Genomic DNA, 24,944 nt, shown 5'->3' with positions numbered 1-24,944 from the left:
CAAACAATATGATATTGCCATTATAATTTATATTTATGCAGTTATTTTTTGACCCCTTATTTCGTTATAATAAATGAAATGTTGTCATATGATAAAGAGGGTTCATTTTGCGGTTTCAAGTAAGAGGAGGTAACAAATGAGTTCAACAAAAATAAACATCTCACCAGTGGAAAATACGTACATACGCTTAATATTAGCAATAGAGAATATGGATAAAGAGAAATTAGTAGATCTAGGTGATTCCTATTTACTAAAAGTCAATAAGAAAAATAAAAGCGGTAACGAACTTCACTTTTCCATGCTTTTTAACAAAAAGTTGATAAACAAAGTAGCAAGAAGTACGAATCCAACTGTAAATATTACAAAAAATAAACATCTTATCTCTCTTGAAATCACTATTATGCTTGATTTAACAGAGCCAATAAAAGAAGAGAATTTTTTCTGGATAAAAAAAGAATTTGCCAGCACTCCAGCATTTGAAATCTCCTACAAAATGAATGAAGAATATTTTGATAAGAAAATATTACAGCATCTGAACAAAGAAGCAAATGAGGAAAGTACAGAAGTTTAACAAAAAAGGATCAGTTTCCGTTTTAGGAGACTGATCCTTTTTGTTAAGGAATGATTACTTATTCTTCGATTAATCCAAGCCATTTTAAGCCATTGTAAATACCTGAATCGGTAACAGATGTGGTTGTATGCTTAGCATAGGAAAACAACAACTCATGTGCATTCCCCATCGCGAATCCTTCTCCAACTACTTGGAGCATTTCTTTGTCATTTAGGCCATCTCCAAAAGCAATAGAAGCTTCTTTCTCGATTCCTAATCTTTTTAAAATAAGGGAGACAGCAAACCCTTTATTTACTTTATCACTAATAACATCATAGGAATGTCTAAATCCATCGATATTAACTTGTGATAAGTGGATATCAGGGAAATCTTCGTATAGTGAAATATCTTCCTCTCTTAAATTGATTATAGTAATTCCTAGAATATTCGCTTTTTCATCTAGAGTAAAAGCTCTATTTTGCTTTAAGTGGAATTTTGCACTAAATTGTTTTGTCATTTTCCCTTCAGGGTGGGAAAGTAAATTATGAGTATTTGTATATAAAATTAGTTCATTTCCTTTTTCATTGGCAATATCTAAGTATTTCGTGACCAAGTCAGGACTCATCGGTTGTCTAAAAACATCTTTTCCATTATGTATTGCATATGCGCCATTATAACCGATAAACGATTCTATGGCGAGTGTCTCTCCAATATGTGATATTTCATGCAGTGGTCTTCCAGTTGCTAAAAAGACCTCTAATCCTTTTTCTTTCATTAATTGCACTGCTTTTTTTGTGGAATCTTGGATCGTATCTTCTGGTGTTAAGATAGTTCCATCAATATCTAGGAACAAAACTTTATAAGTAATTGACATTTTTACCTCCATTAAATTTACATTTCTTCAATACCATACTACCATATAAAAAGGACAAATGAAAAAGAGTAACCAAAAAGGGAAATTATTTGGCTACTCTTTCAGCAGAATTTAAATGTTATCCATTATTTGAAAATTTTCCACCAGGATCTCCTTTTTTCTTGAGTAGCTGCGGCATGACGAAATGTTTGTACAAGTTCTTGAAAACTTCTTTCTCTTTGTTTAATTTCTTTATTCAGTTGTTCTCTTTCTAGCTGCAATGTTTCCATAAAATATTGATCATTTTCATTTAATTGCTCGACTGTTTTGTTTAGCTCTTCATTTGATTTCGAGAGATGCTCAATCATTGATTTAATTTCTTTTGCGGAAGAAACATTAGATGTCCATTGTTTCGAGTAGGTTTTTCTTTCAGCTTTCGAAATTTGGGAAAGTTTTTTGATTTTCGTTTGAATTTCTTCATATTTTGTTGTCGTAGTTTCTGCGTTTTTATGTAAAAGTTCGGAAAATTCATCTAAATGTTCGGATGTTTGTGTCTGCGTTTCCTTTACTGTATTAGTAATATGGGAAATTGTTTCTTCATGACCAGCTTTTATTTCCTTTGAGATCGTTTCTAATACCTCTGTTTTAATCCCATTTCTAATTTCATCTTTCACTTCTTCAAGAAAATCTTGTTTATAATTTTCCAAGGAAGAAAGTAATAAGCGAAAGTTTTGTTCTGTAATTTGTGATTTCGCCGTCTCAACAGGTTCTAAAGCTCCCTTTTTAGGAAGCAATTCGACGGTTGTGTTTTCGCTTTTTTCTTTTATTTCCACAATCTTTTCTTTCTTAGGTCTGTTAAGGAGCATTGTTAATGTTTCTTTTACTTCAGCTGTTTTTCGTTTCTCTTTATATAAATTTTTCACCTCATGTAGGAGGGTTATTTCTTTTTCGGTATAAATACGTGCTCCTGTTTTGGTTCTAGGTATCACGATAATTCCTTGAAATTCCTTTTCCCATTGTTTTAGCATTGTTGGCGTTGTCGTCAGTTTTTTTGATGCTTCACCTATCGTATATGCTTTCATTTTTTCTCTCTCCTTTTGAATAATCAATTTAATTGACCATCTTTACTGTATGTATTTAGAGAAGCGGGAATTAATTTCCTGCAACAAGACAAAAGCTATCAAAACTTCTGATTAGTTGACAAATTTCCCACTTTTTCTAATTTAGGAAACGATATTATTAATTCCTTTCTTCATTTATGTGTAGGTATGTTCATAAATGTATAAACTAAGACAATCGAAAGGTGTGCTCGGAGAAAAGGGGAGACTTACATATGAAAAAGAAATTCTTTGTTAGTATTTGTATTACTTTTATCCTTTTTATACATGCCAACCCTCTACTTACAAAAGCTTCTGATGAAAATCACAAGGAATCTATCTTTCCACTTCGAATTTTAGAAACAACGGATATTCATTCCTATCTTTTAGATTATAATTACGAAGAGAAAAAGAAAACGATTGAATATGGATACAATCGTGTTGCAAGTTTAATATTGCAGGCAAAAAAAGAACAAAGAAATACAATGTTGTTTGATGTAGGGGATGTAGTAAAAGGAAGTCCACTTGCTGAATATGTAGCAAGTTCGCCGATGTTTTATTCTAGTGATATTCATCCAGCCTATAAGAGCATGAATTTAATGGGATATGACGCGGCAACGGTAGGGAATCATGAGTTCAATTTCGGATTAGATTTTTTGTTAAATACACTAATAGGGGCAGATTTTCCCTATACGAATGCCAATATTTATGTAGATGATCATAATGGTTATGAACAAGATGATATTCATTTTTTTCAACCTTTTCTACTATTAGATAAAATATTAGTAAATGATCAAGGAAAAACGGAAAATATTAAGGTGGGTGTCATAGGATTAATTACTCCAATAACCGGGGTATGGGACAAGGAGCATTTGGAAGATAAACTTATCATAAAAAATATGCAAAAAACAGCAGAAGAAATTGTCCCACAAATGAAAAAAGCTGGCGCAGATATAATTGTTGCTTTAGTGCATGCCGGTTTATATTCTGATCAATATTGGCCAAAACAAGGGAATAATGTCAGAGATATTAGCAAAGTCAAAGGAATAGATGTTATTCTTTATGGTCACTCGCATGGTATCTTTCCAGTTAAAGGAGAAAAAGGACCAAAAGGTGTTAACCATGAAAAAGGTATAATTAATGGAAAACCGACGGTCCAGGCAGGAAACTGGGGAAATCACCTTGGAATAATTGATTTAACGCTTAAGAAGAAAAAAGGAAAATGGGCAATTGTCGATTCAAAATCAACTGCAAAACCAATTATTAGGATTATAAAAAACAAAAAAATACCGATTGTTTCCCCAATGCCGCAATTGGAATATATTCTTTCGCGATATCATCAAGATACATTAGAGTATATAAACAGTAAGCAATTACTAAATCATTTTGATTAATATATTCGCAGAAATTTCAATATACAGGCAATAAAGTTGAAGGGAAGAACGGAACAGCTTTATAGTAAGTAGAGAGAAGGGGTTGGATATATGGGAAAAACATTACAGGAAATAAAATATTCCGTTCTTGATTTAGCACCGATTAGAGAAGGAAGCAATGCTGCTGAAAGTTTTAAAAATAGTTTAGAACTTATTCAACATGCTGAACAGTGGGGTTATAACCGCTATTGGGTAGCTGAGCATCATAGTATGCCTGGAATTGCTAGTAGTGCTACTTCGGTATTAGTTGGCTATTTAGCTGGGGGTACAAGCAAGATTAGAGTCGGAGCAGGCGGAATTATGTTACCGAATCATTCGCCTTTAGTTATTGCTGAGCAATTTGGTACATTAGAATCTATGTACCCCAATCGTATTGATTTAGGTCTTGGAAGAGCGCCTGGCAGTGATCAACTGACGGCAAGGGCATTAAGACGTTACCATCAAAGTGATGGAAGTGATTTTCCTGAATTGCTAGAGGAATTAAGAACGTATTTTAAACCATATGAAGAGACGAATTTACCAGTAAGGGCTATACCAGGGGAAGGGGTAACGATACCGATTTGGCTGTTAGGCTCTAGTGACTTTAGTGCTAGATTGGCTGGTCAACTTGGTCTGCCTTTTGCATTTGCTAGTCATTTTTCGCCAGACTATACGATTCCTGCACTTAATACTTATTATCAATCATTCTGTCCATCAGAAATTTTAACGAAGCCATATGTGATGGTTGGAGTGAATATTATTGCAGCAGACACGGATGAAAAAGCGGCCTATCTTGCTTCATCTTCTCAGCAGCAGTTTTTAAGTCTTATCCGGAACAAGCCGACACAACTGCAGCCCCCAGTTTCCAATATGGAGGAGATGTGGAGTACTTATGAGAAAGCTATTGTTCACAAGCAATTGAAAGCATCTATTATCGGCTCCAAAGATACAGTTACTCAGAAATTACAAACATTTTTAGAGGAAACCCAAGCGGACGAAATAATAATCAACACACAAGTGTATTCTCAATCTGAACGTCTTCGTTCATATGAAATTGTAAAAAATATTTTAAAATAAAAAGGCTGTAGCAAGTACAAAATGATATTATTTCATTTTGTACTTGTTTTTGTGTATGATAAAGCTATAGATATTTTGTCAGCTGTAAATACTTGGAGGGAACTGTTGTGAAAACAACTATGAAGTTGGTTAATCAAGAAAAAATCAAACAGATTTTAAAACAAATGGTCGATGATGCTTATGCTAATATAAAAGGAGAAGAGGTTTTACTTTGTATGGAATGTTGTGACGTAGATTTATACGTTGCGGCAGAATCTTGCGAACCATTTATAGAGGCAGTGAAAGTAAACTTTGAACTTGATGATTTAGGTGAAATTATGGATAGAGAAGCATACCACATATTAATGAGGGAACTCGATGAATACTATGTGGATTTACATGTGAAGTCTGGCTATTATGATTATTTTCCAGCAGGCACATATAAAGTCGATGGGAGAGAAGAGGAGTCAGAAACCAATGTTCTGGCACCTAAAGGAGTATTTTATGCGCCGTTTGAAGACGCGGTAATTAAATAGATTCTTTGTTAATTTTAAAGGCCAGGGATTTTTTATGTATTCCTGGCCTTTAGCATAGAAGAATAGTTGATTTTTAATTCACCTATTCAAGAATGAACCTTATAATCTTTGATTTTAATTTGTATGCTTTTCAGCCATCTTTTTATGCTTATCCAATTCGGAAATAAAATGGGGCCATTTTAAAATACCATCATCTTTATCAAATTCGATAATCACATCAGATACGCCTTTTTCTGATAAAATCTGCTTTTCAATTCGTTGTCTTATTTTATCTACTTGCTCAACGGTTAATTTACTATCGATTTCGATACTGAGTTCTACATGAAAATCTTCCCCTTCTTTGTAGACTGCTAGATCTTGGATATCGCGTACATCAGGATCTTTTATCGCGATATTGCCAATTGTATCTTGCATTTCTAAATCTGCTTCTCCTATAGCTCCTGCAGCGTTATCTAAAAAAACTCTCCCAACAACAATAAACATAAAAATGCCGATGATAATGGATACAACGCCTTCAGCTTGTTTAAAGTTTGTATATTCACTTACTATTACTGCCGCAATTGCTAAGATTCCTCCTGCTGTTGCTACGGAATCTTCTAAAAATACCAATTTTGTTGCAGGCTTGGCAGATTTTAAATAGGCAATGCTGGCAGAAAACAATTGTAAACCTCTTGTTTTTAAACCTGCTGTTGCAACAATTTCTTTCATTGCTTTAATTAAAACGGTAAATTCTAAGCAAACAGATATGGAGAGGATAATGATAATGAGTAAAAAGCCTGTTGATTCTTGTGGCTTAAAAACATGATCAAGCCCTTCGCGAATTGTTTCATAAGCCATAATTCCAACAATTAAAACCGCAAATAATAAAACAACATTGACAAGTCTGCCAAATCCTCCTGGAAAGCGTTTTGTTGGAGCTTTTTTACTTAATGCAGATCCAATAAACACAAAAAATTGATTGGCTGCATCACCAAGGGAGTGCATTGTTTCAGCAAACATCGCCACATTGCCGGTGAGAAAGTAAGCAACTCCTTTTAATAAGGAGATAACGGTATTTACTAAAGCAGCAAGCAGAGCTGAACGGTTTCCATTCTTTAATAATAATAAGAATTCCTTCATCCTATCTAATACCCTTCTTCCTCAGTAAAGGTCGTATACAAATAAAAAGAGAACTTCCCGTTTGTAACCAATTAAAGTTTAAGTGGTTACATTGTAAGGGAAGCCTCTATTAACTTCTAATTGATACTGAAAAAAAACGTGTTCATTAAATTTTTTTCGTAAGTCTATGGTGTTATCAGACAATCGTTGAATATGTATGTCTAAGAAGTAGTAAATCCGGCATTTTTAAGCTGATTCGCTTTTTTCAACCGCACTGTTCCAATCAGGAAAATAATGGAGCGCATGGCGCATTAAATCTGGATGGCTTTGTTTTATCTTCTTTTTATTCATATTCATGCCATTTGAGCGTAATTGTTGAATGGCCAACAATACTTCATCAGCATTCATGCTAATATCCATGGACCTACCTCCTTTTAAATTTATTCATATTATTTACCAGTTCAACATATTTTATTCGCTTTTTCTGTAAATATTTCTTGGGAAAGCGCAAAAAATGCGCTATAAAGACAAATGTTGACTTCTCTACCTAGTTTAATGTCGAACTCTTTTAGGAAGGCAGCACTTCATTGTACGAATGTCTATTCTTTCGCTATAATTGGGAGGGGAATGAGAAAATAGAAGGACGTGATTTTAAAAGTGAATAGCAAAAAGTTGCTTATGATTCTTCCTTTCGTTGTATTAATGTTTAGTCTTTTAGGGATTAATAATGTTTCTGCACATGCTTATATTACAAATTCAAACCCTAGTGAGAATGAAATATTAGAGTCAGCGCCAGAGAGAGTATACATAGAGTTCAATGAAAAGATCCAAACTGGTTTTAAAATATTAAATGTTTTAAATTCATCGGGAGAAAGAGTAGACAAGAAAAATGTAGTCATTAATCCTGATACAGAAAAATCAATGGAAGTTGATCTAAAGTCAGATTTACCGAATGATATATATACGGTAGAGTGGAGAGTTGTTTCTGCTGATGGCCATTCTGTGTCTGGGATGATTCCTTTCAGCATTGGGGAATTACCGGATGGTGCAGATTTTCCAACTCAACAGGACAGTGGAAATCTAGTAAGTTTTATAAGCACGATGATCAATAAAGGCTTTCTTTATATAGGTTTTTCTGTCTTTATGGGATTATTGTTATTCTATACATTTTGGTATAGAAATAATAAATTATCCGCTAAGCTAGTAAAAAGAACGAAAAGAATTTCTATTATTGCTGTCTTATTACTTGCTATTAGTATTATTAGTGCATTAGTTATTCAAACACAAAGCTATGCTGGTGTAAGTCTATTAGCTAGTTTGAAGCCAAGTAATTTAATGGAAACATTGACAAGTACAAAGGAAGGAATTATTTGGATTGTACAAATGATCCTTTTAGCTATTTTATTCCTTGGACAACGATTTATTTGGGCAAAAGAAGCTTATTTAGATAGAAAACATTGGATAATTCCTGGATTAGCATTTATAGGCATCATGCTTTCAAAAGCATTTCTTGGCCATCCTTCCAGTTCACCTTATGAGACTGTAGCTATTGTACTTGATTTCTTTCACTTAATAGCAGCATCTATTTGGCTTGGCGGAATGATTGTTATTATTCTCTTTTTACGAGAAGGCATATTTGCTAAAGAAGGGGAAGGGCATGATTTATATTGGGGAACTATGGAGAAATATTCATTATGGGCCCTTTTTACTGTTGCGGTTTTAGCCATTTCTGGTGCAGTAAATGCTTCCTTATTAATTCCTGATTTTCAGTCATTAGTAAGTACGGCATATGGAAAGGTTTTGCTTATTAAAATTGGTTTACTTGTATTAATGTTGATTTTTGGTGCATATCACCTCGTTAGCAGACTTCTATTAAGAAAGAAAGACTTTTATAAAAAATCAATAAAAGTGGAAATTACACTTGGCATATTAATACTGATAGTAACTACAGCATTTACTCAAATACAGACACCGACCTTGCCTATCGACCTGCCATTTTATGAAGAAGCAGAACTTGGGTATAATGAAAATATCAGTTTATCGATCACACCTAAGAAAACGGGTGTGCAAAATCAGTATGAAGTATTTGTATTTGATAATAATCGTAAGCCAATTGATCCCGTGGAACAAATTACAATTAGTTTAAAACAGGGAGACAAAGAAATGGCGTTTCCATTAACGAAGGAAAAGGAAGGACATTATTTTGCAGAGAATCTTCAATTAAATCAGCCGGGAAAATGGGATGTAGAAATACATGTGTTAACCGATAAATTAGAATCACTGGATTATTCTTATTCTATTGACATAAGATAAAGTTTCATATAGAGGGCAATGGGAAATAGAGAAGAGGATAATTATTTCTCGGGAAAGCGCATAATCAGACAGGATTTTTAGAAGAGAACGTCGTATAATAGCGAATAACATAGAAAGCAATCGGTTTTAGTAACAAACTTGTTCGCTATTACCGAGGATTTTCAGACTATAGGCAAATACCTAAAATAATTATGGGGTTTGTCTATAGTCTTTTTTATTAGCTAAATGAGAGATTGTCCTTTAAAATGTGCCAGTCTTTCTTATCGAGAAAAATTTTCATGCTAATGCACGCGAAAGGAACTTTTTTTGATGACGGAATAATATAAGCGATGTCCTATAATACCAGCAATAAAAGTTAGGATAATGTCTTTTATTAAAGGTAGAGCCATCCAACTCCACATTAGTTGGTAGGTAAACCCTTCTGGTGCAGCATACCAAAGTTTGTAGGACATATACATCCAACTAGTCCCAATGATGTAATTAATCAATAATCCAATGAAGGCGCTAAAAATATAGAATGGGACGGTTTGCTTTTTTTCGATTAAGGAACCCACAAGAAATGCTGTCATAATAAAAGCTAAAATAAATCCAAACGATGGCCTAGTAATCACCATAAGACCGCCAGATATCCCCGCAAAGATAGGTATTCCAATAAGGCCAACAAGCATATATACAAACATCGCCACACCGCCTAACCTTTTCCCAAGAATCAACCCTGCAAGAATAGAAAAGAAAGTCTGAAGAGTTACGGGAACACCTCCAATTATAAGAAAACTTGTAACATTTGCTCCCACCGCCATAAAAGCAACAAATAAGGCAATCATTGTTATATCTATTGGCTTCCACTGTTTCAAAATGGCCACTCCCTTTTGTTTAATTTCTGTAATAAATATACTTCTCTAATTAATTTGTGTCAACTTATAATTTTAATTGGTTAACATATAAAAATACATATATTTTGTTTCTCTGTTCATACTAGAAATAACAAGAAAGGAGATGTTTGCATGAAAAAATTAAAATATCCATTCATAAGCATCTTTTTGGTAAGCTTATTCCTTATGCAGCTTAACGGTCCTTTACATACAGGTGCGGAAGAGCTGCCTTCCTATGTAAAATGGGGGAGAATTGCCATAACAAAAACGCAAGAAAAATATCCTAATAGTGAAGTTACTGATTATCTTCATGTAGGCAAGGAAGATAAGAAAGGAACATCTGTGGAAAAGTTTAAACTAATTGTAAACAAAGATCAAAAGGAAATTGGTGTATTTGTTCATTTAACTTTTGACACCCGCACAGAACGACTATTGTCGGTAGATATGCAGGAAACAAAGCCTTAATTTTCGAAAAACTCTCTAAAAGAATTGGTTTTAGAGAGTTTTTTTGTTTTAATAGAAGAAAGAGAAGTAAAAGGGGAGAAATTATGATAGGGAATATACAAAAGATTATGCGCTATCCAATAAAATCATTTACTGGAGAAAGCTTGGAAAAGGCACGGATTATGTCTTATGGAATATACGGCGATCGTAGTCATGCTTTTATCGATAAAGCAAATAATAAACATCTAACAATAACACAATACCCTAAAATGGTTACATATAGAGCAGGCTTTTCAGGAGAAGAGTCAATAGAAAAATTTCCTGATTTAACTATAACTGCAAATGATGGCTCGGAATATATTTGGGGGGAAACAGCATTACTAGAAAGATTAGAACAAGAAACGAATCGGACACTAGATTCAATTACCTATGCTCCGACCTTTGTTCCCTTTCCAGCAATTGAAGAAGACAATCTTTTATTAATTTCCACAAAGGCCCTATCAGAATTATCTACATCATTTGGTGAATCAATTGATGAGAGAAGATTCAGAGGAAATATTGTCTATGATCTCCAAGAAAGTGGTATAAACGAACAAGATCTACTAGGGAAAAAAATAAAAATCGGCTCAGACGTAATTCTGAAGATTAATAAGTTTTGTGAAAGATGTATGATCATAACTGTAGATCCAGAAACAGGCATCCGACAGCCGAAGCTATTAAAACAGATAGTTAAAGAGCGAAATAACCATTTTGGTTTATATGCAAGTGTGATTCATACTGGAATTATTCATATTGGTGATGAGATAGCTATTTTATAAAGAAATGGATAAATACGGATGGTAGAAACATAAAAGTAAATTATTTAAAGTTGAACAATCTATAATTACGAGTATCCACCCGCCATTTCCTTCTGATTTAATGGCTATTGATGATTTAAATAACAAGTTAGTAGAAATGGTATATATTCAATTTAATTTTTTCCAATAATACAGAAAAATTTTGAAACTTAATTCCTAACTATCCGTATGAATTTATGAATATATAGACAAGAGTATTCGTAAAGGATGGGATTTACATTGGTTAGGAAACAAAAAGCTTCAACATTTCTGGAAAAATATTGGGTATCTTCTATTAGCGTATTTGTATTGTCACAAATATTCTTTTTTACTTCAGAAGCCACAGGATGGATACTTAAATACAGAGATATGGATGGAACAATATTTGGGAGGCTTCTTGACAGTTATATTATCACTGAATGGTTTAATTTCTATGAAACACCACAGTATAATTTACTCACTGTCTTTTTTGTCGTCTTTTTTCTTGTGCCCGGAATAATAAGTGCGATAATAAAGATTTTTACTCGCGGTAAATAATAATACCATTGCGGATTTAAGCTGTAATAATAGATATGTGTGCAAGTGGGGAATAGAATAACGCTGGAGGCCATATTTAAACACTGCTGCTATTAAGCTGCCTGCTTATAGAAAAATGGTAGGATAGCGAAAGATCTATTCAGGCAGTCAATTTATAGTTATTAACCCAGAATAGGTACCTAAATTTTATAACGGGAAGTTAGAAGATGAAAATTAAAACAAGAAAGCGTAACAGTTTTTTTAAAGAAGTATTATTTGAGGTAGTAGGGGAAGTAGTCTGGAATATTGTACTGTTTATACCAAGAATGGTATTTCGTTTAATTAGTAGCATTTGGTAAATAGTTAGTTGATGTTTAAGTTTAATTAGTTACAAATTAAAAGACTATAGCAGCTTGTCATCCAGAAACATTGCTTCATTCAAGTTTTGGGGAAGATGTCTGCGATACACTACCGAATAAAGCAGCAGAAACATACTAAGATTAATAGCACAAACCAAGGCCATGGTTTGTGCTATTAATCTTAGTATGTTTGTATTATGTTTAATCAAACGTTTGTTTAAATGAAATATTATATTGCCATCTCCCACAAAGATATGATATAGTTACCTAGGTAATTATTTTTAGATCGGAGAAAGCAATGAACACGACTCATGATTTATTCCATTCTATCCAGCAGCTCGCACGACAATTAACCAAACAATTAAATACAGCACTTGAGCCATTTGATATTTATAGTTCTGAATGGGCAATTTTGTATGTATTAAAAAAGAATGGTCCCCTTACCCAAAAGGAAATCGCCGATTATCTATCCATAGAACCCCCTCCAGTAACACGTACCATAAAGAAGCTTGTGGAGAAAAAATATGTTCTGCAAATAAAGGGAGAAGACAAGAGGACAAATAGAGTTTTTCTAACAGATTTTGCTATACAGCAGTATGCGAAATGGGAAGCAGCTGTTCTGCAAGCAAATCAGGAGTTACTTGAACAATTGCCAATCGAATCTCGAAAGACTTTACAACACATAATTTTTGAATGGACTCATTCATTAACAATCAAGGAGGAAAAGAATTGAATAAAGAACCATTATGGACAAAGGGATTTATCCAAATATGGATAAGTAACTTTTTTTTATTTATGACGTTTTATTTTTTATTAGTTTCATTACCAATTTATGCGATTCGAGAATTGAATGGAAAGCAGTCTACAGCAGGCTTAATTGTTACGGTATTTATTATAACAGCTATTCTCATCCGCCCAGTAGCTGGTAACTTGATGCAGAAGTTTGGCAAAAAAGCTATATTTGTTACTTCATTACTTATTTTCTTAGTGGCAGCGGTTTTTTATTTATTTACTGATTCAATTACTAGTTTGCTCATCGTTCGCGCAATACACGGCATTGGATTTGGTATGGCTACAACTGCAACAGGAACGATTGTTGCAGATATTTTGCCAAGTTCTAGAAGAGGAGAGGGCATGGGGTATTATTCGATGAGTATGAATTTAGCAATGGTAGTCGGTCCATTTATCGGACTGCAAGCAATTAACTCATGGGGAACTTCTACCTTGTTTACATTGGCGCTAATTTTTGCTTTCTTTGCGATTCTAACAGGTGGATTTATGAAACTAGAGTCAGATATAGAGACAGAGAGAGTAGACAAAGAAGCAGAGGCGAAAAAAGGATTTCAATTTGATAGAATTATAGAGAGTACGGCAGTAAAAATTAGTATCATAGCAGCGATATTTGGGATTGTTTATTCATCGATTCTTTCATTTGTTTCGGTTTACGCTGAAAAAAAAGGATTTATAAGTGTTTCAGGATATTTCTTTGTGGTTTACGCTATCTTTATGTTAATAGCAAGACCTTTTGCTGGTAAGTGGTTTGACCGCTATGGTGCAAATAAAATTGTTTATCCGTGTATCATCTTATTTTCCATTGGGATGATTATCCTGGGGACTGCACAAACAGAATGGATGTTCTTACTTTCTGCTGCATTAATCGGCTTAGGATATGGATCAATGTTTCCATGTCTACAAACCATTGCGATTCAGAAAGCAGCGCCACATCGAAGAGGGCTTGCAACAGCTACATTTTTATCCATATTTGATATAGGAATAGGGTTCGGCTCCTATATTGTAGGAATTATCGGTGATGCTATTGGGTTGAATTCATTCTATTCATTAAGCAGCATTTATATTTTAATCGGCATTGCTGTTTATTACTATTTGCATGGTAAAACGATTAGAAATGAAACGACAGTAGCTAAGGAAGAACAATTAAATACAAGTGCTTAAAAAAAGACTCTCCTTTTAGAAATGGAATTTTTCTAAAAAGGAGAGCCTTTTTATTATTTTGCCTTTGTGACCACTTTTTTAACAGGTTTGCTGACATTACCAGATGTATCTTTTGCCGTAATAGTTAAAGAGGTTTTTTCTTTTTGCTTTTTAATTTTGATAGAAAAAGCTCCTTTTTTATTTGTTTTTCCTTCTGCTAATACTTTGTTGTTTCTTTTAATGATAATGGTCGCATTTTTTTCAGAAGTTCCTGTCACTTTTGTTGTTTTCGTCGTGATCGTATTTACTTTTGGCTTAGCAGGAGCTATTTTATCTACTACTGTAATAGTCTTCGCTTTACTTATATTTTTTGCCTTATCTGTAGCTGTAACACTGATTTTCGTATTTTCTTTTTGCTTTTTAATTTTAATCGTATACTTTCCTTTTTTATCAGCAACTGCAGAACCGAGCTTCTTTTTGCCTGCTTTGGCAGTAACAGTAGAATTAGCTTCCGCTTTACCAGTGATTTTATCTGATTTATTACTGATTGTTCCCGTTATCGTTGGGATGGGAGGTGGAGTGTTATCCACAACTTTTACGGTTGCTGGTTTACTTGTATTTTTTGCACCATCTGCAGCTGTTACAGATACAATTGTATTAGCTTTCTGTTTTTTGATTTTAATAGCGAATTTCCCATTTTTATCTGCATTTCCTTTACCAATCAATTTCCCCTTAACCTTTGCATTAATATAAGCAAAAGGTTCACTTGTACCTTTCATCAAACTATCATTATCGCCAAGTTTTTGAATCGTTGGTAAATTTGGAGCTTTCGTGTCTCTTTGAACAGTCGTTCTGAGGGAAGTACTTGCATTTCCATTTTTGCTTGAAAGTTGGATATACATAAGCTTATCCGGTTTTTGTAAAGGTATTTCTACTGTAAACTTGCCATTTTTGTCTGCTGACGAAGAATAGGTTTTACTGCCAAGTTTTACACTTACTTTGCTTCCTTGTTCAGCTGTCCCGGTAAGTAATCGAGTACTATTATAAACAGGATTAATTTTTGCGTTTAATTTTAGAGCACTAAAAGCAGAAAATGCGTTTAATCGCCCCCAGCCAGATACTTTATCAAAACCGATGGGATTACTACTAGCAGGTAAATCTTCTGGATATTCTTCCGAAAATTCATTTTCAGGATTGTCATTTTCCTTAAAAACAATAGATGTTGTTGTTTCAATTAAATATTTTTCTACTTCTTTAGGCTTCAGCTTTCCATTTAAAGAAAGCAATAATCCAGCTACAGCAGATACATGTGGAGTAGCCATTGAAGTACCACTGTATAACACGAGATTTCCATTGGGAACCAGACTTGGAATGTTGGAACCTGGTGCAACAAGCTTAAGCTCTTTTCCATAACTTGAATAATCAGCAACGATATCTAAATCGTTGGAAGCCCCAACAGCCGTTACATATTTGGAAGAGCCCGGATAATCAAGGCCTTCATAACCATTATTTCCGCTTGCGGCAATAATAGTGACATTTTTGCTGTTGGCATATTGCAGCATGGACTCAATTACTCTACTATAACCACCACCCAAACTCATGTTGATAACTTTTGCACCATGATCTACTGCATATTTAATTCCTTTTGCAATTTGTTCCGTGTCACCAGAGCCAGATGCATCTAATATTTTGACTGGCATAATTTTTGCGTTTGTATGGATGCCAGACATTGAATAGCCATTATTTATGCCCGCTGCAATAATGCCACTTACATGTGTGCCATGATTATTGTCATCATATACATTGTCTGATTCGTTAATAAAATTATAACCCGCTGTGATTTTATTTTTTAAATCGGCTAATGAAGCATCCACACCAGTATCTAAGACAGCAATTTTCATTTGTTTAACATCAGTAGATTGTTGAAGCTGATAAAGCTTTTCAAATTGAATATCAGCACCATTTTTCCCATTTGTTTGGGCAGTGTTTTTTAATGACCATTGGTAAGGTGCAGAAACATCACTTGGCAAGGATAGTAAGGTATACTGCTGTACAGGCTCTATATATTCTACTTCTTTTGCTTTTTGAATCTTGTTAATAAGAGTATTAGCACTTTTCGTTGTGTATTTTCCTTCCTTTAATTCAAGGGTAAACATGCCGTCAGCAATTTTTTCGCTTCCTTCTAAACCTTTAATCGTTTGAGCAGAAGCCTTACCCAAGCTGTTTTTTAAAGAAGAAACTGTTTTACCAGCTTTCATTTTTACAATATATTTATTATTTATCTCTTTGTTCGTAATACTTGAACTGGAAGCTCCTAATAAAGTAAAAATGTCATCAAGCGTTTTTCCTTCAATATTAGATAATTCTACTTTGTTAGCGAGGGTTGAAATCTTAGTTTGTAAAGCGGTAGGAGAAGCTTCTAAGGCGATTTCATACAAATTATTTATTGCTTTTGCTTCGTTTTTCCCTATCTTATAGGTGCTACTTGTACCATTATCAAGCAGATTAGCGAAAATCGGTTTTAATGTATTTAAATTTGTTAATACATCTTGTCTTAGCTGCTTATTAAATATCATTTTCGCTGATAAAAATGGAGATACTTGATAGTATAAAGAAGATAGTTTTTTCCCATTTTCGGTTGAAGACAAAATGGTATCTCTAATGGTACGTAATTGTGTAAGGAGTGGTTGATTGTCCTTTGTCTCCTTAGTACTTAATTCAACTGGACATGCTTCTTCTGTTTCAACAGTAGGAGCTTGCTTTGTATCCGTTACTTTTAAGGAAAATTGACTATTCGGTTCAGGTACTTCCTCTTCTTCTATGTATTCCTCGTCATCTGTGTTGGAATAATACTCAACCTTAATATAGTATGGCCCTTCCCAAGCAATCGGGAAGTAAATGACGCCCTTATTATCCATAAAGCTAACGGCGTTATATCGATCGAAGGTGTTGTCTGACATAGCATTATCTTTACTTGAATATACGCTAATATTCATTTCTTCCGTCGAATTCAATTCGACCTCCAGGTGAGTTGCTTTAGTCACGACAGATTTTGGATCAATCTTAAACCATTTAACATATTCATCTGGCTGAAAGCTCGAGGATAACTCTTTTCCGATTGAAAGAGTATCAGCTGAAATTTCTCCTTCTGATGCTAGAATCTCTTTCGATGGCATGGCGCTTAATACTAATGTCACTGTTAATAACAAAGCAAATAAGGTTTTCCATTTACGCTTTTTATACATAATTCTCCTCCTATTAGTAATATATTACAAATCTATTAAAACACCTTTCTACCTCTTTGTCCTCATATTTTTTGTATTTTTAGAAAAAAATGTATGTTATCAATTTCATTTAATAATATAGAAAGCAGATCGACATTTTCGTTTTATGAAAATAAAAACCAATTTACTTTGGAATATGATAGAATAGTCTAGTAAATATTGTAAAGAAGGAGTTCCAAATCACATGAACGAGCCATTATTTTTTAAACCAGTATTTAAAGAAAGAATTTGGGGCGGTACAGCACTACGTAGCTTTGGGTATGATATTCCCAGTGAAGTAACAGGAGAGTGCTGGGCGTTTTCAGCACATCCTCATGGTCAAAGTATGGTGAAGAACGGATCATTAGCGGGTAAAAACTTAGAAGAGTTATGGGAGAATCATCGTGAGCTTTTTGGAAATATGGAAGGTGACCGTTTTCCTTTATTAACAAAAATATTAGATGCTAATCAAGATTTATCTGTGCAAGTGCATCCAAATGATGACTATGCAAAAGTTCATGAAAATGGAGAACTTGGTAAAACGGAATGTTGGTATATTATTGACTGTCAGGATGGAGCAGAAATCATTTTTGGGCATCACGCGAACACAAAAGATGAATTAACAACGATGATAGCTGAAAATAAATGGGATGAATTACTAAACAAGGTACCAGTGAAAAAAGGTGATTTCTTCTTTGTACCTAGCGGAACGATTCACGCTATTGGTGAAGGGATTATCATCCTTGAAACGCAACAAAATTCGGATACCACATATCGCGTATATGACTATGATCGTACAGATAGCGACGGCAATAAGCGAGAGCTGCATATTGAACAGTCAATTAACGTTACAACTGTTCCACATCAATTAGCGGCAACTACTCCACTTGTTAAACAACAAGGAAACATGGAGATTACTAAATTTGTTACATGTGATTATTTTACAGTAGAAAAATGGGTGTTGGACGGACAGTCTACTAGAGAACAAGACCAAGCTTTTTTACTATGTAGCGTAATTGAAGGAGATGGATCTCTGCAAAAGGATGGCAAAGAATTCACTTTCCAAAAAGGGGATCATTTCATACTGCCATATAAATTTGGTGAATTTGAATTGGCTGGGAAAGCAGAGCTGATTGTTTCCTATATCTAAAGCGAATTTGCAAAAATAAAAAAAGAGTGTCATTTGGATACTGATCTCCAAAAGTTAGAATAACAATACTAACTTTTATCGGTAACTACCTATGCACTCTTTTTTTATTTAGTTTGGGATGATTATTGAGTAGTGCTGTATTATCCTTTTAATTGATAATTTTTTCATCCTATCCTAACGGAATGGTCGGAAATCCTTCTACTTTCTCATTACAATAGAAGAGTCTCTGCTAGTATAGCTCTAATGCTTATAAGAAGCTGTTAAGATTTTTACATATCTATTCGAATAGGTTTTCTTTTTTCATATTTGTAATATGCTGTAAAACCTGCTTTCTTTGCTAGATTAAGAGCTTGCATGAAACCGGCGCCAACATCGTCTTTTCTATGGGAATCAGAACCAATTGTAAGTATTTCGCCACCTAACTTTTTATATAATGCCAAAACTTCTATAGAAGGTAATGATTCATTTAAGCTTGTTCGCCAGCCAGAAGTATTAATTTCTAAACCAATGTTTCTTTTGATTGCTGTTGTTAAGATAGTAGTGATAATCTCCTGATAGTCAGGGAAGTGATAGATACCTCGTATGGGATGGGCATAGCGCTTCATTAAATCAAAATGAGCGAGGACATCAATATCTGCGTATGTAACTAATTCAAGAACCTCTTTAAAATAAGTAAGATAAATATCCTCATCAGGGTGAGTATTCATATATTTACGAAGTGTAAGCCCATGTAAATTGTGAACAGAACCAAGGATATAATCAAAAGGAATCGGTGCTAACACTGCTTTATATTGTTCACGTAATAAATGGGGTTCACATAGTTCAATTCCTAATTTAATTATTAATTGATCCTGATAACGAATTCTACATTTGTTAATGTCTTCTAGATATGTTGGCCAAATCATATGACCGTAAGTAGGAGCATTCGGATTGACAGAAAAGTGTTCGGTAAAACAAATTTCGTTTACCCCTTTACTTATGGCATTTTCACAAATATCCATCATTATTGCCTTAGAATCAAATGAATGGTTGGAATGATGATGATAATCAATATAATACATAAGAATCTCCTTTAATGACGCGCTTTAATTAATGAAATATTGCTTGTTTATTCTACCATATTTTAATAACAAACTTGAAGTTGGAAAGAGGTTCTATTATTTTATGAGGAAAAAGATTTCAGAAAATTCTTCTTTTAAACTTACTAAACAGGTAGGAATAATGTATAATAGATATATGAAGTATTTAGGAGGAAGAAATAATGACCGAGGTAAGAACAATCAACTGGAAAGACGATACTATTGTTTTGTCTGTTGATTATCCAAAGAAAATACAGAGTGAATATAAAGTAGTGATAATGTGTCATGGGTTAATTGGCAGTAGAATTGGCGTTGATCGCTTGTTTGTAAAGGCAAGTAATGTACTGACTGAATTGGGTTATTTAGTGATTCGTTTTGATTATAGGGGATGTGGTGAATCAAGTGGTGAGTATGGCAGCACGCAATTGTCTGATTTAATAGAACAGACAGAAGCAATTATTCAATTTGCTTATGATGGATTCTCGATAACGGAACTTATTTTACTTGGTCATAGTCTGGGAGGAGCTGTCGCGGTATTGACAGCTATCAAAGATTCACGGGTCAGCCGGTTAATTCAGTGGGCTGCTGTCGGAGATCCAGCGGTTGATATTAAACGAATATTTGGTAAAGCTAGATTATCTGAATTAGCAGAGAGGGAAGTTGTTGATTTTTATGGTTATTCTTTTTTTCAAACTTATTTTGATTCTTTAACAGATTATCAACCATTAACTAGCTGTCATAAATTTTCAGGAGATGTGCTTCTAGTGCACGGTACAGCTGATGAGGATATTCCTTATCACTATTTGAATAAATATAAAAATGAATATTTAACTAGAAATACAGGAACAGTTGATTCCATACTTATTGAAGATGGTGTACATACATTCTCATCTGGAAGGCAATTTTTGAAGCTGATTAATGGAACGGTTGACTGGTTAGAAAGGAAATAATTAAAAACGCAAATGGATGAAATAGATATCCGTTTGCGTTTTTTTAAGTAAAAATAATTATTTTGCTTATTATAATGGAAATTTATAAGTAAATAACTTAAAATGTAAATAGATGAAATGAATTTGAGGGGATAATATGGCACAAGAGCAAAGATTAGTGGAGATTATACAGCACTTAAATGAGCATGAAAAAATAACGGTGGAAGAAATTTGTTCTCTCTTTCATGTTTCCAGAGATACAGCTAGAAGGGATTTAGTAAAACTAGAAGAGGAACAAGCAATTATTCGAACAAGGGGTGGTGCGCTTTTACCAAAAACTCATCGCAAAGTAGATAATTATCATAATCGATTGAAAGCTGTCTCAGAAGAAAAGAAAGCAATTGGAAAATTAGCTGCATCCTTTGTTCGTGAGAATGATCATATAATTTTAGATGCTTCTACCACTGTACAGGCAATCGGAAGTTTTATTAATCAAGAATGTACAGTGATAACAAATTCTATTAATTTGGCAGATATTTTATCAGATAAACAATTGCCGAAAATCCACTTATTAGGTGGAGTAATGCAAAAAGAACATCGCTATTTATATGGGAATTCTGTTATTCAACGATTGGATAAATATTATGTAGATAAAGTGTTTATTGGTATTGTCGGTATATCTGAAAAGGGACTAACAATTGTTGACGAAGAAGACGGCGATGTTAAAAAGAAGATGATGCAGCAAGCAAAGCAGGTTATTGTAGTTGCCGATAATAGCAAGATTGGCATCACTGACTTTTACCAATTCGCGAATCTTTCCGATATTGATCTCTTTATCACTGATAAAGAACCGGAAGAATGGTTTATTCAATTATTAAAGGAAAATGGTGTGGAATTATTAGTGGCAGACAGGAAGGATGGAGAAGGATGATTACATGTATTGTAACCGATTTAGATGGAACTCTTTTAAATCATGAAAGTAAGATTAGTCCAGAAAATGCAGCCAGTTTGAAAAGTGCACAAGAAAAAGGAATAGAAGTAATTGTAGCAACAGGGCGAAACTATCCAGATGTTATGGAGATTTTCAAAGAAACCGTACTAAAAACATGGGCTATTGGCGCAAATGGTGCGACTATCCATGATCCAGAAGGAAAACTATTTGATCATCTTCCGATGGATAAGACAAAAGCAATGAATCTATTGCAATGGTTAGATGAGAGAGATTACTATTATGAAGTTTTTAGCAACGATTATCTATACTCGCCACAGCGTGGTAGACAATTAATTGCCATTGAACTAGATCGTTTATGTACGGCAAATCCTCAAATTAGCAGAGAAGAGCTTGAAAAACATGCGACTATTCAATTTGCACAAACAGGATTTTCTTATATTGATAGCTATAAAGAAATAGAAAATCCAGCAATTGATGTCTATAATATTTTGGCATTTTCCTTTGATAAGGAGAAGCTAGACACTGGATGGAAAACGTTCGAAGATGATTCCAGCATCACCATTGTGACATCTGGTACCTATAATTTTGAATTTGAACATAAGGATGCCTCCAAAGGAAATGCACTGGCAAAATTAGCAAATCACTTAGGAATTCACTTAAAGGATGTGTTAGCAATGGGTGACAGTATGAATGATCTTTCGATGCTGACAAAGGTCGGATATCCTGTGGCGATGGGAAATGCAAGGCAGGATGTAATAGAAGCTTCACTAGAGGTTGCTGAAACGAATGACCAGGATGGAGTCGCAAATACGATTAAACGATTAGTATTGTCTTCGATAACCGTATAATATAGGAACCCTGCATGGATATAAGACTTAGAATCAAATATAAACCTAAACAATTATACGGATAGGCCATTAGAATTTCGTATGATCGTTTAGGTTTTTTTATTATTTGGATAAATAAAGGTTGTGGCCATTCTTTGATCACCAACTTGTTTGAAAATTAGTTCGATAAATTACTGCTTTAATTACAGTTGATCCATTATGTGGAAGACGCCTATTTTGTAGTTGTTTGATACTATTTTTTTTAAGGAGAATGAGATATAATAAGTAGGTAGTAAAAAAATAGTATCTAGTACTAATAGCAGATGATATTATTTTTGATAGCGGTTTTTAACAGCGGAATATTTGTATTTGGCCATTTTAAAAATCTTACATATAGTATAGCTACACATAAATAATAAGTAATTTTCACATAAAGGAGAAAGAAAAAATGTATGCATTTACGAGCAGATTTGCAAATGTTGTCTTAAAAATTTTCGGCAGAACAAAGGTAATCAATAAAGATAAATTACCGCAAGATACTGGTTATGTGGTTGCATGTTCTCATATTGGATGGGTGGATGTGGTTGCGCTTGGTACTTCTTTATTACCAAATGAAATTCACTTTATGGCTAAGAAAGAGTTATTTAATAAACCAAATGCAGCGAAATTTTTGCATAGTATTAATGCTTTTCCAGTGGATCGAGAAAATCCAGGCCCAAGCAGTATTAAAACGCCAGTAAAACTTTTAAAGGAAAAAAAGATAGTAGGAATTTTTCCTAGTGGAACAAGAACTTCTGAGGATGTGCCATTAAAAAAGGGAGCTGCTACGATTGCAAACTTGGCGAGAGTACCTATCGTTCCAGCAGCTTATAGTGGTCCTACGGATTTAAAGGGGCTGTTAAGGGGAAGGAAAATCCGTGTTATATTTGGTGATCCAATTTTTTTGAAAAATGAAGATGGTACGAAAAAAGATCCAGCTGATATTACAAGAGAATTAAGCGATGTAATGGCACAATTACAAAATGAATTAGATAAAAGAGGCGGTAAGCAATGATGAATCTACAGAAAGTGAAGGATATACTAAGTCGGTATCCTCTGCCTCTAGTAGATGAAATATTAGAGTTAAAAGAAGGCAAAATGGCAGTTGGAGTAAAGCAGATTAACAAGGAAGACACATTTGCGACGGGGCAAAACCCCAATAATCCGATTATGCCAGGCGTCCTTATAATTGAAGCGATTGCGCAAGTTACAGCAGTAGCTATTCATAGCGAAGAAAAACATAGGAATAAATTCGCCTTATTAGCAGGCATTAATCATTCCAAAATTCGAAAGCCAGTTTTTCCTGGAGATGAACTTTGTATGGAAGTAATGGTTGAAAAGGTGAAAAATAGCTTTGCTAAAGCAAGTGGGAAAGCAACAGTAGCTGGTGAATTGATTTGTGAAGCAGAGTTTCTTTTTTCCTTTCAATAAGCAAAGTAGTTACTTGGTCACTTTCTAGAAAAGGACAATCTTTCTAGAAGGTGATTTTTATTTTTATGGAAGACTGGATAGCTAAAAATAGCAGCTTCCTATAGTCTTTATAATAAATTTTACGCAATCAACATAATAAAAAAATTTCTCAATCATCTTTAAAATAATTACATTTCCCTATCAAATATTTCATAGATTACAAGACTATTTTCTAGTAAATAGACATATATCTATAAGGAGAAAGGGGATGTACCTATATGCAAACCTCCAAAACACGTACATTAATCCAATATTTGAATACAACAATATTAGGAATCATCCTAATGTTTATCCTTATTGCGGGAATCACGACCTCTATTTTTTCCTTTAAATTAACTTCTGATAATGTTGCCAATATTTTAAAATCAGTAAATACAACGGAAATTTATACAGAAATATTTCATAGTGAAAATCATCTTTTTCCAAAATCAGATGGAAAGGGACTTTCAATCGGAAATATTCTTTTTCAAATTGCCACTAATATTCGTTTAGATGACACACGCACTCTTTTAGGAAGAGAACTACCTGCTCTGACTTTTTTTCATACTGAAATAGTTGTCGCAGAAGAAGGGACAAGTCTTGCTAATCTACCATTTGAGTCAACTCCTTCTAAGGAGCTTATGAAGAACCCTAAAGAAGTAGATGAAGAAAAAGTGGAGAAGGAAGATAAGCCTTCAGAGAATAAAGCTCCAGTAACTACTCCTAAAAATAAAACAGTATTGGTTTACAATACTCATAATCTAGAAGCATATCTACCACTTTTAAAGAATGCAAATGAAAATGAAGCAGTCAGCTCAGATGAACGGGCCAATGTAGTTGGGCTAAGTAATAAATTAAGTAGTATATTGCAAGATGAAGGAATTGGCGTGCAATTAGATAAAACAAATATTAACCAAAAGCTTCTTGATAGAGGCTGGAATTTCTTCTCATCTTATGCCGTTTCTAAAGAGGTGGTGGAGACAGCAGTTAGCGAAAATAAACATTTAAACTATTTAATTGATATACACCGAGATTCAGCAAGGAAAAAAACTACTAGTGCTACGATTGATGGTAAAAGCTATGCCAAATTACTATTTATTATAGGCAATGCGAATAAAGGCTATGAAAAAAATCAAGAATTTGCCAAAAAGCTTCATGCAGAACTGCAAAAAAAATACCCTGGAATATCGAGAGGCGTATTCTTGAAGGGAAAAGAAGAAGGAAACGGAGTATACAATCAGAACTTTTCTGATCGTGCTATTCTACTTGAAGTAGGTGGGATAGACAATACGCAAGGAGAACTGAATCGCAGCATTGAAGCATTTGCTGACGTATTCTCAAAGGTGTATTGGGAAGAAAATGATGCGACACAGCAATAACGA

At 34.0% G+C, this 24,944-nt stretch carries 25 protein-coding genes; 18 read left to right on the top strand and 7 right to left on the bottom strand.

What is annotated here, in order from left to right; genetic code table 11:
• Positions 1 to 136: 136 nt before the first annotated feature.
• Complete coding sequence (locus NX902_RS13135; RefSeq protein WP_095328906.1) at positions 137 to 571, top strand: hypothetical protein; 435 nt, start codon at positions 137 to 139, stop codon at positions 569 to 571.
• 58 nt (positions 572 to 629) lie between these two features.
• On the opposite strand, the gene NX902_RS13130 is transcribed toward NX902_RS13135, so the two are convergent.
• A complete protein-coding gene (locus NX902_RS13130) occupies positions 630 to 1,424 on the bottom strand; it encodes a Cof-type HAD-IIB family hydrolase (RefSeq protein ID WP_095328905.1) in 795 nt (264 codons plus the stop codon).
• Between the two features lie 125 nt (positions 1,425 to 1,549).
• Positions 1,550 to 2,485, bottom strand: coding sequence for a helix-turn-helix domain-containing protein (locus NX902_RS13125; RefSeq protein WP_249878448.1), 936 nt, complete (start codon positions 2,483 to 2,485; stop codon positions 1,550 to 1,552).
• 251 nt (positions 2,486 to 2,736) lie between these two features.
• On the opposite strand from NX902_RS13125, the gene NX902_RS13120 reads away from it, so the two are divergent.
• From NX902_RS13120 to NX902_RS13110, 3 genes are all read left to right on the top strand, one after another.
• Positions 2,737 to 3,894, top strand: coding sequence for a metallophosphoesterase (locus NX902_RS13120; RefSeq protein WP_341160764.1), 1,158 nt, complete (start codon positions 2,737 to 2,739; stop codon positions 3,892 to 3,894).
• A 90-nt stretch (positions 3,895 to 3,984) separates the two neighbouring features.
• A complete protein-coding gene (locus tag NX902_RS13115; RefSeq protein WP_123257729.1) occupies positions 3,985 to 4,989 on the top strand; it encodes an LLM class flavin-dependent oxidoreductase in 1,005 nt (334 codons plus the stop codon).
• A 107-nt stretch (positions 4,990 to 5,096) separates the two neighbouring features.
• The gene (locus NX902_RS13110) at positions 5,097 to 5,504 is read left to right on the top strand and encodes a hypothetical protein (protein WP_095328901.1); all 408 of its coding nucleotides are present in this window, start codon (positions 5,097 to 5,099) and stop codon (positions 5,502 to 5,504) included.
• 114 nt (positions 5,505 to 5,618) lie between these two features.
• Here NX902_RS13110 and NX902_RS13105 read toward each other — a convergent pair whose 3' ends face one another.
• A complete protein-coding gene (locus NX902_RS13105) occupies positions 5,619 to 6,623 on the bottom strand; it encodes a cation diffusion facilitator family transporter (RefSeq protein WP_095328900.1) in 1,005 nt (334 codons plus the stop codon).
• 225 nt (positions 6,624 to 6,848) lie between these two features.
• Positions 6,849 to 7,022 (bottom strand): hypothetical protein, encoded by a 174-nt coding sequence (locus NX902_RS13100; RefSeq protein ID WP_164463637.1) that lies wholly within the window; start codon positions 7,020 to 7,022, stop codon positions 6,849 to 6,851.
• 237 nt (positions 7,023 to 7,259) lie between these two features.
• Here NX902_RS13100 and NX902_RS13095 point away from each other — a divergent pair, with 237 nt between their 5' ends.
• Positions 7,260 to 8,915 (top strand): copper resistance CopC/CopD family protein, encoded by a 1,656-nt coding sequence (locus tag NX902_RS13095; protein WP_164463636.1) that lies wholly within the window; start codon positions 7,260 to 7,262, stop codon positions 8,913 to 8,915.
• A 281-nt stretch (positions 8,916 to 9,196) separates the two neighbouring features.
• Here NX902_RS13095 and NX902_RS13090 read toward each other — a convergent pair whose 3' ends face one another.
• Positions 9,197 to 9,769, bottom strand: a complete 573-nt coding sequence (locus tag NX902_RS13090) for a biotin transporter BioY (protein ID WP_235850211.1) — start codon at positions 9,767 to 9,769, stop codon at positions 9,197 to 9,199.
• 150 nt (positions 9,770 to 9,919) lie between these two features.
• Between NX902_RS13090 and NX902_RS13085 the strand changes: the two genes are divergently transcribed.
• The 6 genes from NX902_RS13085 (at position 9,920) to NX902_RS13060 (ending at position 13,895) form a co-directional block, all read left to right on the top strand.
• Positions 9,920 to 10,252: a DUF3889 domain-containing protein gene (locus NX902_RS13085; RefSeq protein ID WP_095328898.1), complete on the top strand. Its 333-nt coding sequence runs from the start codon at positions 9,920 to 9,922 to the stop codon at positions 10,250 to 10,252.
• An 83-nt stretch (positions 10,253 to 10,335) separates the two neighbouring features.
• Positions 10,336 to 11,049, top strand: coding sequence for an MOSC domain-containing protein (locus tag NX902_RS13080; protein ID WP_171509648.1), 714 nt, complete (start codon positions 10,336 to 10,338; stop codon positions 11,047 to 11,049).
• A 258-nt stretch (positions 11,050 to 11,307) separates the two neighbouring features.
• Positions 11,308 to 11,604, top strand: coding sequence for a YfzA family protein (locus tag NX902_RS13075; RefSeq protein WP_095328974.1), 297 nt, complete (start codon positions 11,308 to 11,310; stop codon positions 11,602 to 11,604).
• 206 nt (positions 11,605 to 11,810) lie between these two features.
• Complete coding sequence (locus tag NX902_RS13070) at positions 11,811 to 11,942, top strand: hypothetical protein (protein ID WP_275068594.1); 132 nt, start codon at positions 11,811 to 11,813, stop codon at positions 11,940 to 11,942.
• 298 nt (positions 11,943 to 12,240) lie between these two features.
• Positions 12,241 to 12,675: a MarR family winged helix-turn-helix transcriptional regulator gene (locus NX902_RS13065; RefSeq protein WP_095328896.1), complete on the top strand. Its 435-nt coding sequence runs from the start codon at positions 12,241 to 12,243 to the stop codon at positions 12,673 to 12,675.
• Positions 12,672 to 13,895 carry an MFS transporter gene (locus NX902_RS13060; protein WP_341160763.1) on the top strand — a complete coding sequence of 408 codons (1,224 nt, stop codon included), beginning with the start codon at positions 12,672 to 12,674 and terminating at the stop codon, positions 13,893 to 13,895. Before NX902_RS13065 ends, NX902_RS13060 begins: the two co-directional genes overlap by 4 nt.
• 53 nt (positions 13,896 to 13,948) lie before the next feature.
• On the opposite strand, the gene NX902_RS13055 is transcribed toward NX902_RS13060, so the two are convergent.
• Positions 13,949 to 17,119 (bottom strand): S8 family peptidase, encoded by a 3,171-nt coding sequence (locus tag NX902_RS13055; protein ID WP_171509647.1) that lies wholly within the window; start codon positions 17,117 to 17,119, stop codon positions 13,949 to 13,951.
• Between the two features lie 223 nt (positions 17,120 to 17,342).
• Here NX902_RS13055 and manA point away from each other — a divergent pair, with 223 nt between their 5' ends.
• Positions 17,343 to 18,287 carry a mannose-6-phosphate isomerase, class I gene (gene manA, locus NX902_RS13050; protein WP_123257724.1) on the top strand — a complete coding sequence of 315 codons (945 nt, stop codon included), beginning with the start codon at positions 17,343 to 17,345 and terminating at the stop codon, positions 18,285 to 18,287.
• 269 nt (positions 18,288 to 18,556) lie between these two features.
• Here manA and NX902_RS13045 read toward each other — a convergent pair whose 3' ends face one another.
• Positions 18,557 to 19,348, bottom strand: a complete 792-nt coding sequence (locus tag NX902_RS13045) for a histidinol-phosphatase HisJ family protein (RefSeq protein ID WP_123257723.1) — start codon at positions 19,346 to 19,348, stop codon at positions 18,557 to 18,559.
• Positions 19,349 to 19,548: 200 nt separating this feature from the next.
• Between NX902_RS13045 and NX902_RS13040 the strand changes: the two genes are divergently transcribed.
• From NX902_RS13040 to spoIIP, 6 genes are all read left to right on the top strand, one after another.
• The gene (locus tag NX902_RS13040) at positions 19,549 to 20,316 is read left to right on the top strand and encodes an alpha/beta hydrolase family protein (RefSeq protein WP_095328891.1); all 768 of its coding nucleotides are present in this window, start codon (positions 19,549 to 19,551) and stop codon (positions 20,314 to 20,316) included.
• Between the two features lie 136 nt (positions 20,317 to 20,452).
• Positions 20,453 to 21,226, top strand: coding sequence for a DeoR/GlpR family DNA-binding transcription regulator (locus tag NX902_RS13035; protein WP_095328886.1), 774 nt, complete (start codon positions 20,453 to 20,455; stop codon positions 21,224 to 21,226).
• On the top strand, positions 21,223 to 22,095 hold the full coding sequence (locus NX902_RS13030; RefSeq protein WP_341160762.1) for an HAD family hydrolase: 873 nt from the start codon (positions 21,223 to 21,225) through the stop codon (positions 22,093 to 22,095). The genes NX902_RS13035 and NX902_RS13030 overlap by 4 nt, the downstream gene beginning before the upstream one ends.
• A 427-nt stretch (positions 22,096 to 22,522) precedes the next feature.
• Complete coding sequence (locus NX902_RS13025) at positions 22,523 to 23,128, top strand: lysophospholipid acyltransferase family protein (RefSeq protein ID WP_095328884.1); 606 nt, start codon at positions 22,523 to 22,525, stop codon at positions 23,126 to 23,128.
• A complete protein-coding gene (gene fabZ, locus NX902_RS13020) occupies positions 23,128 to 23,544 on the top strand; it encodes a 3-hydroxyacyl-ACP dehydratase FabZ (protein ID WP_095328890.1) in 417 nt (138 codons plus the stop codon). The genes NX902_RS13025 and fabZ overlap by 1 nt, the downstream gene beginning before the upstream one ends.
• Positions 23,545 to 23,801: 257 nt before the next feature.
• Positions 23,802 to 24,941 carry a stage II sporulation protein P gene (gene spoIIP, locus NX902_RS13015; protein WP_095328883.1) on the top strand — a complete coding sequence of 380 codons (1,140 nt, stop codon included), beginning with the start codon at positions 23,802 to 23,804 and terminating at the stop codon, positions 24,939 to 24,941.
• Positions 24,942 to 24,944: the final 3 nt, after the last annotated feature.

It is taken from the genome of Niallia sp. FSL W8-0954, assembly GCF_038005605.1.
GTDB classification, from domain to species: Bacteria; Bacillota; Bacilli; order Bacillales; family Cytobacillaceae; genus Niallia; species Niallia circulans_A.
The sequence above is the reverse complement of the archived record's forward strand: the minus strand, read 5'-3'. Positions and strand labels throughout refer to the sequence as shown.